Source organism: Nocardia sp. NPDC050435, from assembly GCF_040655395.1.
Classification (GTDB): domain Bacteria; phylum Actinomycetota; class Actinomycetes; order Mycobacteriales; family Mycobacteriaceae; genus Nocardia.
The window spans coordinates 270,562-288,272 of record NZ_JBFAJW010000013.1; the positions used below are offsets into that span (position 1 = coordinate 270,562).

General features: G+C 67.7%; 17 protein-coding genes. 5 read left to right on the plus strand and 12 right to left on the minus strand.

Translation table 11 applies throughout. The features are described 5' to 3' along the window. Nucleotides 1–62: 62 nt before the first annotated feature. The 5 genes from AB0I43_RS34560 to ctaD all read right to left on the minus strand — a co-directional run bounded on the left by AB0I43_RS34560 (nucleotide 63) and on the right by ctaD (nucleotide 5,662). A complete protein-coding gene (locus AB0I43_RS34560) occupies nucleotides 63–896 on the minus strand; it encodes an ABC transporter ATP-binding protein (RefSeq protein WP_356977883.1) in 834 nt (277 codons plus the stop codon). 376 nt (nucleotides 897–1,272) lie between these two features. Beyond that, nucleotides 1,273–2,028, minus strand: a complete 756-nt coding sequence (locus AB0I43_RS34565; protein ID WP_356977884.1) for a peptidyl-tRNA hydrolase — start codon at nucleotides 2,026–2,028, stop codon at nucleotides 1,273–1,275. Further along, nucleotides 2,028–2,483, minus strand: coding sequence for a protease inhibitor I42 family protein (locus tag AB0I43_RS34570; protein WP_356977886.1), 456 nt, complete (start codon nucleotides 2,481–2,483; stop codon nucleotides 2,028–2,030). Before AB0I43_RS34570 ends, AB0I43_RS34565 begins: the two co-directional genes overlap by 1 nt. A gap of 81 nt (nucleotides 2,484–2,564) precedes the next feature. Beyond that, nucleotides 2,565–3,800, minus strand: a complete 1,236-nt coding sequence (gene serB / locus AB0I43_RS34575; RefSeq protein ID WP_356977887.1) for a phosphoserine phosphatase SerB — start codon at nucleotides 3,798–3,800, stop codon at nucleotides 2,565–2,567. A 122-nt stretch (nucleotides 3,801–3,922) separates the two neighbouring features. Further along, nucleotides 3,923–5,662: a cytochrome c oxidase subunit I gene (ctaD, locus tag AB0I43_RS34580; protein WP_356977888.1), complete on the minus strand. Its 1,740-nt coding sequence runs from the start codon at nucleotides 5,660–5,662 to the stop codon at nucleotides 3,923–3,925. Nucleotides 5,663–5,950: 288 nt separating this feature from the next. Here ctaD and AB0I43_RS34585 point away from each other — a divergent pair, with 288 nt between their 5' ends. The 3 genes from AB0I43_RS34585 to AB0I43_RS34595 all read left to right on the plus strand — a co-directional run bounded on the left by AB0I43_RS34585 (nucleotide 5,951) and on the right by AB0I43_RS34595 (nucleotide 8,943). Further along, nucleotides 5,951–6,748 carry a VOC family protein gene (locus AB0I43_RS34585; RefSeq protein WP_356977889.1) on the plus strand — a complete coding sequence of 266 codons (798 nt, stop codon included), beginning with the start codon at nucleotides 5,951–5,953 and terminating at the stop codon, nucleotides 6,746–6,748. Nucleotides 6,749–6,818: 70 nt separating this feature from the next. Continuing rightward, nucleotides 6,819–7,874: an ABC transporter substrate-binding protein gene (locus AB0I43_RS34590; protein ID WP_356977890.1), complete on the plus strand. Its 1,056-nt coding sequence runs from the start codon at nucleotides 6,819–6,821 to the stop codon at nucleotides 7,872–7,874. Nucleotides 7,875–7,923: 49 nt separating this feature from the next. Beyond that, nucleotides 7,924–8,943, plus strand: coding sequence for a TIGR03617 family F420-dependent LLM class oxidoreductase (locus AB0I43_RS34595; protein ID WP_356977891.1), 1,020 nt, complete (start codon nucleotides 7,924–7,926; stop codon nucleotides 8,941–8,943). Nucleotides 8,944–8,947: 4 nt separating this feature from the next. On the opposite strand, the gene AB0I43_RS34600 is transcribed toward AB0I43_RS34595, so the two are convergent. Beyond that, nucleotides 8,948–9,820, minus strand: coding sequence for a glycosyltransferase family 2 protein (locus AB0I43_RS34600; RefSeq protein ID WP_356977893.1), 873 nt, complete (start codon nucleotides 9,818–9,820; stop codon nucleotides 8,948–8,950). 13 nt (nucleotides 9,821–9,833) lie between these two features. Then, entirely contained in the window at nucleotides 9,834–11,960 is a 2,127-nt protein-coding gene (locus tag AB0I43_RS34605; protein ID WP_356977894.1) for an MMPL family transporter, read from the minus strand. A gap of 291 nt (nucleotides 11,961–12,251) precedes the next feature. On the opposite strand from AB0I43_RS34605, the gene nrdF reads away from it, so the two are divergent. Both nrdF and AB0I43_RS34615 read left to right on the plus strand, forming a co-directional pair. After that, entirely contained in the window at nucleotides 12,252–13,214 is a 963-nt protein-coding gene (gene nrdF / locus AB0I43_RS34610) for a class 1b ribonucleoside-diphosphate reductase subunit beta (protein ID WP_356977895.1), read from the plus strand. A 132-nt stretch (nucleotides 13,215–13,346) separates the two neighbouring features. Continuing rightward, on the plus strand, nucleotides 13,347–14,489 hold the full coding sequence (locus AB0I43_RS34615) for a DUF3089 domain-containing protein (protein ID WP_356977896.1): 1,143 nt from the start codon (nucleotides 13,347–13,349) through the stop codon (nucleotides 14,487–14,489). A 43-nt stretch (nucleotides 14,490–14,532) separates the two neighbouring features. On the opposite strand, the gene AB0I43_RS34620 is transcribed toward AB0I43_RS34615, so the two are convergent. The 5 genes from AB0I43_RS34620 to mgtE form a co-directional block, all read right to left on the minus strand. Continuing rightward, on the minus strand, nucleotides 14,533–14,946 hold the full coding sequence (locus AB0I43_RS34620; protein WP_356977898.1) for a hypothetical protein: 414 nt from the start codon (nucleotides 14,944–14,946) through the stop codon (nucleotides 14,533–14,535). Between the two features lie 20 nt (nucleotides 14,947–14,966). Then, nucleotides 14,967–15,218 (minus strand): hypothetical protein, encoded by a 252-nt coding sequence (locus AB0I43_RS34625; RefSeq protein WP_356977899.1) that lies wholly within the window; start codon nucleotides 15,216–15,218, stop codon nucleotides 14,967–14,969. A gap of 89 nt (nucleotides 15,219–15,307) precedes the next feature. Next, entirely contained in the window at nucleotides 15,308–15,574 is a 267-nt protein-coding gene (locus AB0I43_RS34630; protein ID WP_356977901.1) for a hypothetical protein, read from the minus strand. 185 nt (nucleotides 15,575–15,759) lie between these two features. Beyond that, nucleotides 15,760–16,014, minus strand: a complete 255-nt coding sequence (locus AB0I43_RS34635) for a hypothetical protein (protein WP_356977902.1) — start codon at nucleotides 16,012–16,014, stop codon at nucleotides 15,760–15,762. 240 nt (nucleotides 16,015–16,254) lie between these two features. After that, nucleotides 16,255–17,643, minus strand: coding sequence for a magnesium transporter (gene mgtE, locus AB0I43_RS34640; protein WP_356977904.1), 1,389 nt, complete (start codon nucleotides 17,641–17,643; stop codon nucleotides 16,255–16,257). Nucleotides 17,644–17,711: the final 68 nt, after the last annotated feature.

Here is a 17,711-nt window from a genome sequence, read left to right on the forward strand (position 1 = left end):
CGGCACTGCCTCAGACTTCTCACTCACCTTTGCACCCTAACGCGTGCTTGGTGAGCTCGGTCTCAGCGGTGCCGGTGCTTGCCCGCCCGCCGCGCGCGGCGGGCGAAGTAGCGCCCGTCCACCCGATCCAGCGCGATCGACTGGCGGAACGCGTCGCTCAGGTTCTCCGCGGTCAGCACGTCGCTGAGCAGACCCTGCGCGATGACCTCGCCCTCGTTGAGCAGCAGGCCGTGGGTGAAGCCCGGCGGAATCTCCTCGACGTGATGGGTCACCAGCACCATGGCCGGCGCGTCCGGGTCGGCGGCCAGATCGCCGAGGCGCTCCACCAACTCCTCCCGGCCACCGAGATCCAGGCCCGCGGCGGGCTCGTCCAGCAGCAGCAGTTCCGGATCGGTCATCAGCGCCCGCGCGATCAGCACCCGTTTGCGCTCGCCCTCGGACAGGGTGCCGTAGGTGCGATCGGAAAGGTGCTCGGCGCCCAGGCTTTCCAGCATGTCGATGGCGCGGTCGGTGTCCATGTCGTCGTAGCGTTCGCGCCAGCGCCCGAGCACCGCGTAACCGGCCGAGACCACCAGATCGCTGACTTTCTCCTCGCGCGGCACCCGGCTGGCGATCGCGGCGGAGGACAGTCCGATCCGTGGACGAAGTTCGGAGACATCGGTTTTGCCGAGTATCTCGCCGAGCAGATTGGCCTGGCCCGAAGTGGGGTGTAATTCGGCGGCGGCCATGCGGAGCAGTGAGGTCTTGCCCGCGCCGTTGGGTCCGAGGACGACCCAGCGTTCGTCGAGCTCGACCTGCCAGGTGACCGGACCGACCAGGGTATGGCCTGAGCGTCGGACGGTCACATCGGTGAAATCAATGAGCAGATCGGGATCCGGTTGCGGCACGCGCTCCATCTTGGCCCAAATGCGTTGCGGATGAGCGACCGACCCACGCCGGGCGGGCCGAACGCGGCATTCGATCGCGGACACGCAGGATCCGGGCCCGCAGTGTCAGGCGACCCTGACGCGGGCGATCGGCGGGCGGGGTGGTGCGGAACATCCGGGCGACCAGAAAGGCGAGCGGCAACGACAAAGCCACCCACCCGGCAAGAATGAGCATCAGCATGGTCATGATGACTTATCCTCCGAACCAGCACGGTGCGTAACTAGCATTGGTACGACCCTGTTCCGTCACATTTACCCAGATTTGAGTGAGCCACACTCGACGTTCCGAGTTCGAACCGGACAAAACTCCGAAATATGCCGTGATACCGGGGTTTACGTTTTCCGGCTACCAGGTCTCCGCGGGCACCGCGATCACCGTCAGCGAACCCGGGGCGACTTCGGTGAAACCCGCGTCCCGCACCGCCACGGCGGTGCCGGCGGCCACCTGGTCCGACAACTCCCGCCAGCGCGCGGCGTCGGCCTCGCGCACCGAGCAGCGGTAGTCGCTGCGCGCCCAGCGTCTGAGCCGCGCCACCGACAGCGCACCGGCCAGCAGCATGCTCCCGTGCCCGACCTGCGCGGCCGCCTTGCCGAGCGTCATCTCCAGCGCCGAATTCACCCACAGCACCGGCAGTTCCGGATCGGCCGGGCCGGGCTCGTCGTGCTCCAGATCGGTCCCGCCGATCTGCAACCGTTTGATCCGCGGGTCCACCGCGCTGACCGCACTCGGCACCAGCGCCCGGGCCTGCGCGCCGTCGATCTCGACGGTGACGCCGTCCACCTCGTTCGCGGCCGCCCAGTGCGCGCCCCGGGCGCGGCGGGCCACCTTGCGGATCCGCGACCGCTTCCAGTCGAGATAGCGCTGCTCCCACGGCCCCTCGGGACCCACCCGCGGATCCATGCACAGCGCGACCACCGCCGTCGCCGCGGCGGCGAGCAGCGCGCTGCGCGGCGGCGGCTCCGCCTTCGGCAGGTGCAGCACCATCGGCATCGCCTGCACCTGATCCGGGTCGGCCGGATCACCCGCACCGCCGTAGCCGCGCGCCAGCTCCGCGTGCCGGAACGCGAAACCAGCGTCCGGCACGGACAATTCGGTACTCATCACACCACCACCAACACCAGGGAGAACGTCTTCGCCGGCTCCACACCCTGTTCCCAGGGACGCTTGTATTCCATCCGGAGCTGGGTGACCCCCGCGGCGCGGCCCGCGAAGGTCCACACCTCGGTGCCCGGCGTACCGGGCATGACCGGTTGATCCGACACGTATTCCCGATCCCCGACCTGCTCGACGACATTGTCGTCGACCTCGACCACCTGCCAGCCGTAGCCGGTGGACGGATTCGACGGCAACCGCAGCGCCACCCGCTGCCCCGCCTTCAGCGTGCGCTCCTGGCCGTTGTCGGCTTCGGTCACCGTCATCGTGCCCTCCGGCGGCGTGGTCTGCTGCGTCACGGTGCGCGCCGAGGTGTCCGGCTCCACGGTGCGCGCGGCGGGCTCCTCGGTGCCGCAGGCGGCGACCGTCAGACCGAGCAGCAGCACCACGAGGGATTTCCGCACCACGCCTCCGATCGCCGAATGGTCAACTCGCCCAAGCCTACAGAGGTACGGGCCGAGTAACCGCCGGGCAACCCGTGTCGATCAGGTGCCGACCAGTGGCACCCGGCGGACGCCGCCGTCGCGGGCGTCGGCGGCCTCCACCTCGTCGCGGGTGACGCCGAGAATGAACAGCACAGCGTCCAGATACGGGTGCGACAGCGCCGCGTCGGCCACCTCGCGCAACGCCGGCTTGGCGTTGAACGCGACGCCGAGCCCCGCGGCGTTGAGCATGTCGATGTCGTTGGCGCCGTCGCCGACCGCCACGGTCTGCTCCATCGGCACCCCCGCCTCGGCGGCGAACTTGCGCAGCGCGGTGGCCTTGAAAGCCCGATCGACGATCTCACCGACGACCCGGCCGGTCAGCTTGCCGTCCTTGATCTCCAAGGTGTTGGCCTGCACGAAATCCAGTTCCAGTTCGTGCGCCAGCGGTTCGATCACCTGGCGGAAGCCGCCGGACACCACGCCGCAGCGGTAGCCGATCCGGCGCAGCGTGCGAATGGTGGTGCGCGCGCCGGGCGTCAGCTCGATCCGGTCGGCGACCTCCTCGATCACCGATTCGTCCAGTCCCTCCAGCGTGGCCACCCGCTGGCGCAGCGACTCCGCGAAATCGATCTCGCCGCGCATCGCCGCCTCGGTGACCTGGCGGACCTCGTCCTCGACGCCGGCGTGCGCGGCCAGCATCTCGATCACCTCGCCCTGGATCAGTGTCGAGTCCACGTCGAAGACGATCAGCCGCTTGGACCGGCGGGCCAGCCCGGCCCGCTCGACCGCCACGTCGACCTGCTCGGCGACCGCGACCTCGGCCAGCGCCGTGCGCAGCCGGGAATCGGTGTCCGCGCCGGTGTCGGTCGCGGTGACCAGCAACTCCATGCCGGTGACCGGGTAGTCGGCGATGCCGCGGATGGTGTCGATATTCGCGCCGAGCGTGGCCAGCTGCCGCGACACCGCGCTGAACGCGCGGGCGGTGACCGGCGCGCCCAGGATGACCACCGCGTGCGTCGACATCGGCTGCCGGCCGATCGCCGCGCCGACCTCCACGTCGACCTGCATGCCGACAGTGTTCATCGCCTCTTCGAGCTCGTCCTGCAACGCCTCGGGATCGTGCGGGCAGGTGATCAGCACGCCCAGCGTGAGCCGGCCGCGGATGACGACCTGCTCCACGTCCAGCAGGCTCACCTGGTGCCGCGACATCGCCGCGAGCAGCACGGACGTCACACCCGGCCGGTCGGGGCCGGTGACGGTGACGAGAACGGTGGTGTCAGCCAAGTCCTGCTCCATTGGTGTGTGCCCTCCCTGTGCTGCGTCGCCGTTGTCGCTGACCGAAAAGGGGCGTAACTAGGTCCTCAAACGCGTGTGCACCCGCTGGTGACCAGCAGGTGCACACGTCGTCGTCGGAAATACTACTTAGCGGCTACCGCGTCCTCGGTGACCGCGTGCGAGTGCTTGCCCGAGCCCCAGCCCACGTGGGCCTCGGCGCGCATGCGCTCGACCATGTGCGGGTAGTGCAGCTCGAACGCGGGACGCTCGGAGCGGATGCGCGGCAGTTCGTAGAAGTTGTGCCGCGGCGGCGGGCAGGTGGTGGCCCACTCCAGCGAGTTGCCGTAGCCCCACGGATCGTCCACCGTGACGACCTCGCCGTAGCGGTAGCTCTTGAAGACGTTCCAGACGAACGGCAGCATCGAGGCGCCCAGGATGAACGCGCCGATCGTGGAGATCGTGTTCAGCGAAGTGAAGCCGTCCGAGGGCAGGTAGTCGGCGTAGCGGCGCGGCATGCCCTCGGCGCCCAGCCAGTGCTGCACCAGGAAGGTGGTGTGGAAGCCGACGAAGGTGGTCCAGAAGTGCCACTTGCCCAGACGCTCGTCCATCATGCGACCGGTCATCTTCGGGAACCAGAAGTAGATGCCGGCGAAGGTGGCGAACACGATGGTGCCGAAGAGCACGTAGTGGAAGTGCGCGACCACGAAGTACGAGTCGGTGACGTGGAAGTCCAGCGGCGGCGAGGCCAGGATGACGCCCGACAGACCACCGAAGAGGAAGGTCACCAGGAAGCCGATGGACCACAGCATCGGTGTCTCGAAGGTCAATTGACCACGCCACATGGTGCCGATCCAGTTGAAGAACTTCACACCGGTCGGAACCGCGATCAAGAACGTCATGAACGAGAAGTACGGCAGCAGCACGGCGCCGGTGGCGTACATGTGGTGCGCCCACACCGCGATGGACAGGGCGGCGATACCGAGCGTCGCGTAGACCAGCGTGGTGTAACCGAAGATCGGCTTACGCGAGAACACCGGGTAGATCTCGGAGACGATGCCGAAGAACGGCAGCGCGATGATGTACACCTCGGGGTGGCCGAAGAACCAGAACAGGTGCTGCCAGAGCAGGACGCCGCCGGTGGCCGGGTCGTAGATGTGACCGCCCAGGTGCCGGTCCACGGCCAGACCCATCAGGGCGGCGGTCAGCAGCGGGAAGGCGAGCAGCACGAGCACCGCGGTGACGGCGATGTTCCAGGTGAAGATCGGCATCCGGAACATGGTCATGCCCGGAGCGCGCAGGACGACGACCGTGGTCAGCATGTTGACGCCACCGAGGATGGTGCCCAGACCGGAGACGGCCAGACCCATGATCCACAGGTCACCGCCCACGCCGGGCGAGTGCACGATGTCGGTCAGCGGCGAGTACGCCGTCCAGCCGAAGTCGGCCGCGCCGCCCGGGGTGATGAACCCGGCCGTCGCCATCGAGGCGCCGAACAGGTACAGCCAGTAGCTGAAGGCGTTCAGGCGCGGGAAGGCGACATCGGGGGCGCCGATCTGCAGCGGCAGAATGATATTGGCGAAGCCGAAGACGATCGCGGTGGCGTAGAACAGCAGCATGATCGTGCCGTGCATGGTGAACAGCTGGTTGAACTGCTCGGCCGACAGGAACTGCATGCCGGGGCGCGCGAGCTCGGTACGCATCAGCAGGGCCATCAGGCCGCCGATCATGAAGAACGTCATCGCGGTCACGAGGTACATGACGCCGAGGACCTTCGGGTCGGTCGTGGTGACCGCCTTGTAGATGAACGAACCCTTCGGCCCGGTCCGAGCCGGATACGGCCGAGTCGCTTCCAACTGGACTGGCTGGGGCTCTACCGCAGTCACTGATCCTCCTGAAGGTGCCTTTAGGTCGCTCCGCAGGCTCCGCTGCTCGCATCCGCCCGGAGTGACCCTCCGGCGTCCGGACAGACGACAGTTCGCTTGCGCTCCTGAGATCGTAAACCGTGCTGCCGCAGGGATCCGCACGGGTCCTACTCTGTGTCGTATTTCGTTGGTCGCCGGTGTCGGCCGCGGGGCCCGCGCACCTCCTCTGGCGTGCGACGATGATTTCCACCGAGCCGTGCCGTCTCTATCCGCAGAGAGTGTTTCATCACCGGACAGGAGATTGTGCCAATGACTCACCCCAAGCCGGGCGACCCGATCTGGGTCGACCTCTACACCACCGACCCCGAGGCCAGCATCGCCTTCTACGGCGAGCTCTTCGGCTGGACCGCCGAGCGCGCCGGCGCGGAATTCGGCGGCTACATCACCTTCCGCAAGGACGGCAAGGCCGTCGGCGGCGCCATGGGCAAGACCGAGGACGGCGTGGACGGTCCCGATCAGTGGACCGTGTACCTGCTCTCCCCCGACGCGCGCGCGACCGCCGCCGCGGCCACCGAGCACGGCGGACTGGTCGTCGTGGAGCCCATGGACGTGGGCGATCTCGGCGTCATGGCGATCCTCGGCGACTCCGGGGGCGCGGGCGTCGGCATCTGGCAGCCGGGCACGCACGCCGGCATCGAGACCGCCGCCCTGGTCGAGGGCGGCAAGTGGACCGACGCCGCGGGCGCGCCCTCCTGGTTCGAGCTGCACACCCGCGATTACCAGGGCGCCCTGTCGTTCTACCGCGACGTGTTCGGCTGGGACGACGTGTTCGCCATGCCGGAGGCGCCGGGATTCCGCTACAGCACCATCCATTCCACCAGCCCGATGCTGGGCGGGGTGATGGACGCGACCGAGTTCCTGCCCGAGGGCGTGCCCGCCTCCTGGTCGGTGTACTTCGGCGCCGACGATGTCGACAAGGCGGTGGCGCGGGTCGTCGAGCTCGGCGGCGCGGTCGTCGCCCCCGCGATGGATACCCCCTACGGCCGCATGGCCACGGTCACCGACGTGACCGGCGCCCGGTTCAATCTCGGCGGCGACGCGGCCTGAACGGTCGTCGGTCGCGCGCCCGCCCGGATGCGCGACCGGCGCCGGATCCGGTGCATGTACCCTCTCCGGCATGCCGGTGAGCGTCATGGATCGCACCCGAAACCAGTTCGAATTCCGCCGTTTCCGCACCCTGGCGGCCTGCGCCGCGGTGCTGGCCTTGCTCACGGCCTGCGGCGGCAAGGCCGACGACGCGAGTTCGATCGTCCGCACCACCACCAATATCGCCGGGGCCGGCGTGGTCGGCGTGGAACGCGACACCACCCGGGCCTGCCCGCTGCCCAGCACACCCGACCAGGCCGGGGGCACCCGCGCCGTCACGCACGCGGGCGGGGTGTCGCAGGTGCCGGCCGATCCGCAGCGCATCGTGGTGCTGTCCACGGCGGCACTGGACGCGACGTGCGCGGTCGGCCTGTGGGAGCGCGTCGTCGGCGCGGTCACCCTGGACGGCCCGCGGGCGCAACCGCAGTATCTCGGGTACGGCGTGCTGCCGGTCCCGGGCGTCGGCTCGCCCGCCCAGCCCGATCTGGCCAAGATCGCCGAGCTGCGCCCCGATCTGATTCTCGGCGCGGCCCCGGCCGGTTTCGAGGCGCTGCAGCGGATCGCGCCCACCGTCCTGGTCGGCACGAACGACGGCTGGCAGGCCGAATTCCTCGGCTACGCCGCCGGTTTGGATCGCCGCACCGCGGCCGAGCAGGCCCTCGCCGACTATCGCGCCGAAGCCACCGAGACCGGTAACGCCCTGGCCGCCAACCAGACCCAGGCCTCGGTGGTGCGCTTCAGCGGCGACGTGATGCGGGTCCAGGGCAGCGACAGCTTCGCCGGGCAGGTACTGGCCGACGCGGGCGTGCAGCGGCCCACCGCGCAGCGTGCCACGTCCTTCGACGTGCCCGCCGCCGACCTGGAGCCGATCGAGGGCGACCTCATTTACGTAATCTTCGACGGCGCCTCCGGAAAGACCTTCGGGGAGAAGACCTTGCGCTCCGAGGATTTCAAGGAGCTGGGCGCGTCCAAGGACAAGCGGGTGTTCGCGGCCGAGGATTCGGTGTGGCACGGTTCCGGTCTCACCGCCGCCCGCGCGCTGCTCACCGATCTGCGGAACACGTTGAACGGGTACGTCACCGACTGACCCCGGACCCGGCCTGTCACAGTGTCGATATGAACACTGTGGTGCCGCCGTGGAGATCGTGACCTCACTGCCCGCCGACACCGGCCTGGCCCGGGTCGCCGAGCGGGTGCGGCGGATCGAGCGGCTGGGTTTCGACACGGTGCACGTCTCGGAGACCGTGCACGACCCGTTCGCGGTGTGCGCGCTGGCGATCGAGCACAGCACCCGGCTGACCGTGCGCACCAGCATGGTGGTGGCGTTCGCGCGCAGTCCGATGCTCACCGCCTGTTCGGCCTGGGAGCTGGCGCGCTTCTCCAGCGGACGCTTCCAGCTGGGCATCTCCTCGCAGGTCCGGGGCAATATCGTCGGCCGCTTCTCGATGCCGTGGTCCGATCCGGTGGCCCAGCTCGGCGATTACGCCGACGCGCTGCGCGCGATCTTCGCCGCCTTCCAGCACGGCACGCCGCTGGAGCATCGCGGCAGTCATTACACGTTCACGCGGTTGCAGCCGTTCTTCAACCCCGGCCCGCTGGCGGTCGCCGCGCCCGCGCTCTGGACCGGCGGAGTGAACGTGCGGATGTGCGAGCTCGCAGGCGCGGTCGCCGACGGTTTCGTCGCGCACCCGACGGGCTCGCATCCACGCTCGCTCGCCGCACAGGTACGGCCCGCGCTGGCGACGGGAGCCGCCACCCGCGATCGCGCGCTCCCGCGCATCGTGGTGGTGCCCAAGGCGATCACCGGCCGCGACGCGGCGGCGCTCGCCGCGGCCCGCCCGGCGATGCGCGAGGAACTCGCCTTCCTCTATTCCACGCCCGCCTACCGCGGCACGCTCGATCGCCTCGGGCTCGGCGACACCGCGACCGCTCTGGCCGAGGCGGCGCGGACCGAACGGTGGGAGCACCTGCCGGCGCTGCTCACCGAGGACATGCTCGCCCAGCTGGTCCCGCAGGCCACCTACGCGGACCTGCCCGGCGTGCTCGCCGAGTGGTATCAGGGCCTGTGCCAAGGCATCTCGCTGGAGCCGCCCCGGGACCCGGCCGACGACAACGAGTTCCGCGCGATGCTGGATCGCATCCGCGCCCTCGGCTGACCGGTCAGCCGGCCGAGCGGGCCCGGACCGCCGTGCGCAACGCCGCGAGCGCACCCCGGGCCAGCAGGCCGGCGGCGACCAGCGGCGCGAACAGCAGCCACGGGGAATTGCGGTGATAGTCGCAGTAGAACCGCAGTGCGCTGCGGTGATGCGCGCGCACCTTACGGAACGGCGCGTGCCGCATGCTGCCGCCTTCCCGGTGGCGGATCTCGACGGCCGGGTCCAGCACCACGCGCCAGCCCGCCCGGTGCATGTCCAGCGCCATCTTGGTCTCCTCGAAATAGAGGAAGTAGCGCGCGTCCATGCCGTCGACCGAATCGAAGGCCGCGCGGCGGAACAGCATGCAGCAGCCCGAGATCCAGTCGACATCGCTGACCGTGGTCACGGGTTCGCCGAAATACGCTCGCGTGGCCGGATTTCCGGGCCAGACCCCGCCCAGCAGGGCGTGCGCCACGCCGACCAGCAGCGACGGGAAGCGGCGACCGCTCGGGTAGGGCGTGCCGTCCAGCTTGGTGACGCGCGGGCCGATCATGCCGATCCGGTAGTCGGCTCGTGCCGTTTCCAGCAGTGCCGCAATCGATCCCGGGGTGAGCCGGGTGTCCGGGTTCGCCACCAGCAGCCATTCGGCGTCGGTCTCGGCCGCGCCCTGATTGATCGCCGCCGAAAGACCGACGTTGGCGCGGTTGCGGATCGCGCGTCCACCGAAGTCCTCGACGAGGTCGGCGCTGTCGTCGGTCGAGGTGTTGTCCACGCAGATCACCTCGACCGTGTACGGCTCGACCGCGGCGGGCAGCGACTCCAGAAAGGGCGGTAGATCCTCGGCGGACTGGTACGTCACGAGGATCAGGCCGACCGTTTTGTCGTCGCGGCGAGACATGCGGGCGAACCTATCATCCCGGGATTTCGTCCTGGACAGCTCGTCGGTCCTGCTCCGGGGCGGTCGGGCGGGACAGCGCGCTCGGCCACCAGATCTTGTCGCCGATGTCCAGGGTCAACGCGGTGACCAGGATCGACCGCACGATCACGGTATCCAGCAGGACGCCCACCGCGATCAGAATGCCCATCTGGGCGAACGTGACGATCGGCAAGGTGGCGAACACCGCGAAGGTGCCCGCCAGCACCAGCCCCGCGGAGGTGATCACCCCGCCGGTCGCGGACAAACCGATGACGGCGCCCGCGCGCGTACGGTGCTTGGCCGCCTCCTCGTGCACGCGCGACATCAGGAAGATGTTGTAGTCGATGCCGAGCGCGACCAGGAAGACGAAGGCGATCAGCGGCAGCCCGGCGTCGGCGCCGCGGAAGCCGGCGAGTTCGTAGATCCAGTGGCTCAACCCCAGCGCGGCGAAATAGGACAGCACGACCGTGGCGGTCAGCAGCACCGGCGCGAGAATCGAGCGCAAGAGCAGCATCAGAATGACCAGCACGATCACCAGCACCACCGGGCCGATCGCCCGATTGTCCTGGGCCACCGCGCGTTTGATGTCGAGCACGGTCGCAGTCTGCCCGCCCACCCGGGCCTCGGGATCGACGGCGTGCACGGCGGCGCGGACTCGGTCGACGGTGGCATCCGCGGCGGGACTGTCCGGTGCGTCGGCGAGCGTGCCCTCCAGATAGAACAGCCCGTCCTTCCGCACAGGTTCGGTCGTGGCCGTGATGCCCGGCGTGGACTTCAGGGTGGCGGCGATCGCGTCGGCCTGCGCGGCCGTGCCGAGGACGATCACCGGATTGCCCGTCCCGGCGTCGAAGTGCCGCTCCAGGACCTCTTGCCCGTCGACCGCGTCGGACCGGCCGACGAAGGAATCCTTGTTGGCGATGCCGTTCGCTTCGAATCCGGTCGCGCCCAGGGCCAGCGCGCCCAGCGCGAGCGCGGTGCCGATCCACACCACCCGCGGACGTCCGGCGATGAAGTGGCCTACCCGGGACCAGATCCCGGTCTCGGTGTGGTCGACCGTGCCGAAGGTGGGGTGCCGCGGCCAGAAGATCCATCGCCCGGCGATGACCAGCAGCGCGGGCAGCAGTGTCAGCATGGCGAGCAGCGCCACCGTGACCCCGATCGCGCAGACCGGCCCGATGCCGCGAGTCGAATTCATCTCCGCCACAAGCAGTGCCAGCATCGCGACGATCACCGTGGACCCGCTGGCCAGCACGGCGGGACCGGCCCGGTGCAGGGCGACCGCCATCGCCTCGTGCCGATCCTCGTGGCGGCGCAACTCTTCTCGATACCGCGCGATCAGCAACAACGCATAGTCGGTGCCCGCGCCGAAGACCAGCACCGTGAGAATGCCCTGGCTCTGGGCGTTCATGACGAGCCCGAGCTGCGTGGCCCCGTAGACCGCGGCCTGCGCGACGGCCAGCGCGAAACCCGCTGCCAGCAGCGGCAATACCCACAGCATGGGCCCGTAGGTGAACAGCAGGATGACCACGACCACGGCAGCCGCGGCGTAGAGCAGCAGGCCGTCGATCCCCTCGAAGGCCGCACCGAACTCCGCGCCGTACCCGGCGGGCCCGGTGGCATGGAAGGACAAACCTGCCGGACGCTCGCCCGCCGCCGCCTTGATGTCCTCGACCGCCGGGGTCAGCCGGGACCAGCCCTCCGAGCCCATATCGATCGGCGCCAAGACCTCCACGGCCTGGCCGTCGCGGGACTGGATCGGCCCGATCACCTTGTCGCCCACGATGTGCTCGACCTGTTTGAAACGCGCGGTATCGGCAGCGATGGCTGCCCGATCGCCCTCGGTGATGCCGCCGACTCGCTCGTAGACCAGCACCACCGGCACGTGCTCGCTGTTGCCGAAGGTCTCGGCGAGCTTGAACGCCCGGGTGGACTCCGCGCTGTCGGGCAGCCAGTTGACGCTGTCGTTCTGTTGCGCGCCGGTGAGTTCGCCGGCGAACGAGCCGAGTGCCAGCAGCGCGATCACCCAGACGCCGAGCACCACCCACTTGCCACGGCGGCCGCTCGGGACGCGCGCGAGCCTTCCGAGCAGATCGGTCATGTCCGGGTCGGTCGGTGCGGGCATCGCGCGTCCCCCTCGTGCGGCGTACGGCCCGATATTACGGTCGGAACCGGACATACCGGATGGCCATCCAGTCCGCTTGACAGACCCGGCGGCCCGGACCGCCGCGTCCCCGCCCCGGCCCGTGCCGCACAATAGGGAGCCGCACGCGGGCGGGCCACGAATTCCGGCCAGGCGAAACCGCCCGCTGCGACACAAGGTGTTGTGCTGCATGGACTTGTCACCCACTAGGAGTAGTGTTCAGTGCGAGGAATTCCGGATGGCAGTGTGCTCGGGAAAGGGCGTGGAGGCAGGATGAAACTGATCGATCGGGTATCGGCCATCAACTGGAATCGGGTCCCCGACGAGAAGGATGCCGAGGTCTGGGACAGGCTGACCGGCAACTTCTGGCTCCCCGAAAAGGTACCGGTGTCCAACGACATCCCCTCGTGGAACACCCTCACCCCCGACGAGAAGCAGCTCACCATGCGGGTCTTCACCGGCCTCACGCTGCTGGACACCATTCAGGGCACCGTCGGCGCGGTGAGCCTGATCCCGGACGCGCTGACTCCGCACGAGGAGGCGGTGCTCACCAACATCGCGTTCATGGAGTCGGTGCACGCCAAGAGCTACAGCAACATCTTCTCCACGCTGTGCTCCACCCGCGAGATCGATGAAGCCTTCCGCTGGTCCGAGGAGAACCGGAACCTGCAGCGCAAGGCCGAGATCGTGCTGCACTACTACAACGGCGACGATCCGCTCAAGCGCAAGGTGGCCTCCACCCTGCTGGAGAGTTTCCTGTTCTACTCCGGTTTCTACCTGCCGATGCACTGGTCCTCGCGCGCCAAGCTCACCAACACCGCCGACATGATCCGGCTGATCATCCGCGACGAAGCCGTGCACGGCTACTACATCGGCTACAAATACCAGCGCGGGCTGGAACTGGTCTCGCCGGCCGAGCGCGAGGAGCTCAAGAACTACACCTTCGAGCTGCTGTTCGAGCTGTACGACAACGAGGTCGAATACACGCAGGATCTCTACGACGAGGTCGGTCTCACCGAGGACGTGAAGAAGTTCCTGCGCTACAACGCCAACAAGGCGCTGATGAACCTCGGGTACGAGGGGCTGTTCCCGAAGGACGAGTGCGAGGTCAATCCCGCCATCCTGTCGGCACTGTCGCCCAACGCCGACGAGAACCACGATTTCTTCTCCGGTTCCGGGTCCAGCTACGTCATCGGCAAGGCCGTCAATACCGAAGACGAGGACTGGGAGTTCTGATCTTCCGGTGCGCGGGCCCCGCTTCGGCGGGGCCTTCGTCGTTTGTGATCAGTCCTCGAGAACCCCCGCGCGCCGCGCCGAGATGCTATACAAGATCGACCGGGGAGTAACCCAGAGCACAGGTGGGTCGGCGTGCGCGTTGTTGGACTGATCGGGGTGCTCGCACTCGTCCTGGGGCTGTGGGCGGCGCCCGTCGCCGCGGATCCCACGCCGGCGGTGCAGTGGTTGTGCCATCCCGCTTTCGACGCGGATCCGTGCGATGTGCCGCTGGACACCATCGATCTGCGGACCGGTGCGGTCAGTACCGTCGCGGTGCCGCCGGAATCCGAGAAACCGGTCGACTGCTTCTACGTGTATCCGACCGTGAGCGATCAGTTCGGCGTTTATTCCGATCCGCCGCGCCAGCCGGAGGTCGAGGCGATAGCGACCATGCAGGCGGCTCGATTCTCCGGTCAGTGCCGGGTTTTCACGCCGCTGTACCGGCAGCTGACCCTGACACCCGGCATCTCCCTGCAACTGCTCGGACTGCCGCTGATCCAGCAGTCCTACCGTGACGTGCTCGACGCCTGGCACCAGTATCTGACCCGGGAGAACAACGGGCGCGGCATCATCTTCATCGGCCACTCCCAGGGAACCCTGCTGCTGCGCAAGCTGATTCGCGAGCACATCGATCCGGATCCGGATCTGCGCGACCGCCTCGTCGGCGCCTTCCTCCTGGGCGGCAATGTCGAAACGCTGCGCGACAGCCCCGTCGGCGGCGACTTCACCGCCATCCCCCTCTGTACCCGCCAGGGCGAATCCGGTTGCGCTGTCGCCTATTCCACCTCGCAGATCGATCCGATCCTCGCCCTCTCGATCTTCGGCAACAGCTCCGCCGACATCCTCTCCGGCAGCGTCGGCGTCCCGAGCGGCCCACAATACGAAGTCGCCTGCACCGACCCCGCCATCCTCAGCGGCGCCCCCGAGCCTGTCGGCCTCACCGTCCCCACCGCCCCCTTCACCCCCGGCTACCTGTCCTTACTCCTGGACTACATGACCTTCCCGCACGGCCTCCCGAAATCGGCCTCCACCTGGACCACCAGCACCCAGCGCATGCAGGGCGAATGCCAGGAAAAACACGGCTACCACATCTACCAATACCGCACCCTCGACCCCACCGCCCCACCCCTCCACGAAATCCCCTACGCCACCAGCCATCTCCTCGACCTCAACCTCGGCACCGACCGCCTGGTCTCCATCGCCGCCCAGCAAATAGCCACCTGGACCACCCGCTGAACCCGATGCCGCCCCGCTAGGCGACGGCACCGAGCCCCGATCCTCAGTTGGCGCTGCCACTCTTCTGCAGAATCCGCAACACCTCACCCATCCCTTCCGTCAGCAGCTTCATATCGGACTTGAGCGTGCCGACGTCCTTCTTGAGCCCGCTGACATCCTTCTTCAGCCCGCTGACATCGGTCTTCAGCTCACTAACGTCAAACTTGAGCGTTTCTACATCCGACTTCAGCGTCCGGATATCCAGATCCATCGAATCCAGACGAGTCACGATCGAGCGACCTTCGAGAGTGCCCTCCAGATCACCCCCGATGCTGGCTTTGACGCCGCCGACAGCGAAGTGAACCTTGTCGAACTCCTCGTAGATGTGCGTCACAGTTTCAGTATCTCGAAAGATCACTTCAGTCAGACGCCTTTCGAAGGTGGCGTCCGCCTCCTCACATGTTTTCAGTCGCCGCATGACGTCTTCCTGCCACCTGTTCACAGCGCACCACGGCGCTGAAAGGTGCGCAGACGAAGTTCTCGTCGGGAAAGGAGCCTTTCCAGCCCCTCGACATCCGCGACGACCTTCCCGAGATCAGCCGGCGGATCGGATTCCTCCAGCTTTCTCCTGAGCGCCGCAATACGGGCATCGAGTTCGTGAAACACCCAAGCGTCTATTTCACCCTGGAACGCCTGCCACGCTTCGATCGCGGCCAATCGTTCCGCTTCCGATTTGTCGTTCACATCCATGGTCGAGCCCTCCTTCATCGGGTAGTGCTTCGAACAGACGGCAACTCGGTTAGGGCGAAGGCCCCGCAACGCGGAGCCTTCGCCAGATTTCACCAGTTCTCGTCGGACAACGGTGTGACGCTGCGGTATTGGCGCAACCGCGTACGCCGCCGATCGAAAATCCGGAGCAATTCACAGATCTCGGACTTGATGGTGTCCAGATCAGGCGGCGCCTTATAACCACGATCGACCTTCATGAGCAACTCCCCGAGACACGCCTCCAACTCCCGGAACGCCCACGTATCGATCTCCCCCTGAAACGCCTGCCACGCCTCCGTCTCAGCCAAACGCTCTTCTACAGTCTTGCCACTTCCCATTGATCAACCCCTCCTTGATGCGGTGGAGCTTCGAGTAGATATTTCGAAGGATAGCCATCGCATTTGGAGTAGGCCAGATGATTGGACAGGTAAGTTCCAGTGGCTCAGCAGGTTTAGGGCAGGTACCAACTGGACGTTGAGATTGTTTGCCGGACAGCCACTTCCAGCAAACACGACAACTTCGCTCATTCCGCGGACTGCCGCTCATGCTCGCGCAGGCGGGTGTGGCGGCGGCGGACGACGCCGAGGACTTCCAGGACGTCGGAGGCGAAGGGGGAAAGGTCGGGGGCGCGATCGCAGCTGTGCACGATTTTGCTGTGGAGCGCGAGGAGACGAGTTTCGATTTCCCGGAAGGCCCAGGTGTCCACCTCGCCCCGAAAGGTTTGCCATTGTTCGATTTCGGCGAGGCGGTCTATGGGAGATTTCCCGTTGATGTCCATTGTCGAGCCCTCCTTCATCCGGTGGCGCTTCGAACTGATGGACGAAGAATAGCCAGGATTCCTGGACTAGTCCAGAGGATTGGATAAGAAAGGTACAGAGGTCAAGTAACTCGGCCACAATGGGACTGGACATCGAGAATGTTTGCTGGACAGTGAGTTTCAGCAAACCAGAGTCAGCGCGGGGCGGCCCGCCGCAGTCGAGGTCAGTCCGGGACTCGGCTGGGCGAACGCCGGGAGCGCTCAGATGCCGAGCACCAGCTTGGCGGTGGTGAAGTAGATGATCAGCCCGGTCGCGTCGACCAGCGTCGTCACCATGGGCGCCGACACCACGGCCGGGTCGATGCGCAGCTTCTTGGCCAGCAGCGGCATGGTGCCGCCGATGGTGGCCGCCCACCCGCAGATCAGGATCAGGGTGATCGCCACCACGATCGCGATACCGGGCCCGACGAACAGCGCGCCGATCGCCAAACCCGCTGTCGCCAAGAGCGATCCGAGCGCGAGCCCGACCCGGCATTCCCGCCAGATCACCTTGAACAGATCCGAGACCCGCACCTCACCGACCGCGAGCGCGCGCACGCACGCGGTGGCCGCCTGCGCACCCGCGTTCCCGCCCGCGCCGATCAGCAGCGGAATGAACAGCGCCAGGTGCGCGGCCTGCTCCAGCGTGCCGGCGAAGAAGTCGGTGACGCTGACGGTCAGCGTGGCCGCGAACAGCAGCAGCATCAGCCACAGCGCGCGATAGCGGGCCAGCTGGAAGACGCCCGCCGCCATGTAGTGGCCCTCCCACGGCGCGGACCCGGCCTGACGGGCCACGTCCTCGCTGTCGGCGGCCTCGATGACCTCCACCGCGTCGTCGATGGTGAGCAGCCCGACCAGCCGGTCCTCGCTGTCCACGACCGGCAGGTTGATGTCGTTGGTCTCGCGCATCAGGCGCGCGGCCTTCTCCGCGGCGTCGGTGGCGCGCGCGAACGCGGGCTCGGTGACCACCAGCTCGGACACCATGGCGCCGGGCTCGGCGAGCACGAGTTCGCGCAGTTCGACGATGCCGGTCAGCCGCCGTCCGCCGTCGACCACCGGCAGGGTGTACACGGTCTCGGCGTTGCCGCCCTTGGCGCGGACCATGGCCAGCGCGGCGGCAACCGACAGGTTCTGCGGCAGCGCGACGACCTCGGGGGTCATGTACTGACCGGCCGAGCCCTCGGGGTAGCCGAGCAGCGCCGCCGTCATCCGCCGCTCCCGCGGGCTCAGCCCGGCGAGCACCTTCTTGGCCACCTTGGCGGGCGCTTCGCGCAGCATGCGGGCGCGATCGTCGGGGGCCATGCCCTCGACCAGATCGCGGAAGCTTTGATCGCGCAGCCCCTGCAGGATCTGCTGCTGGTCGACCGGCTCGAGTTCCTCGAACACGGCGAGCGCGGCGTCCTTGTCCAGCAGCCGGAAGGCCACGCCCGCCCGGACGGCGTCCATGCGGGCGAGCTGGTCGGCGATGAGGTGCGGCGGATGGTTGTCGAGCCACTCCTGAGCGGCGTCGACGCGATGGCTCTCGATGATGTCCTGCAGAGATTCGGACAGCGGCACCATCGGTGCGTCGAGCTGCTGCGGGCGTGCTTCGATCAGATCGATTTGCGACATGGGTGTTCCTCGCGCAGGCAAGAGTGAGATGTGAGGTCGAATACTTCACACCGCGAGGCGCGCGCCCG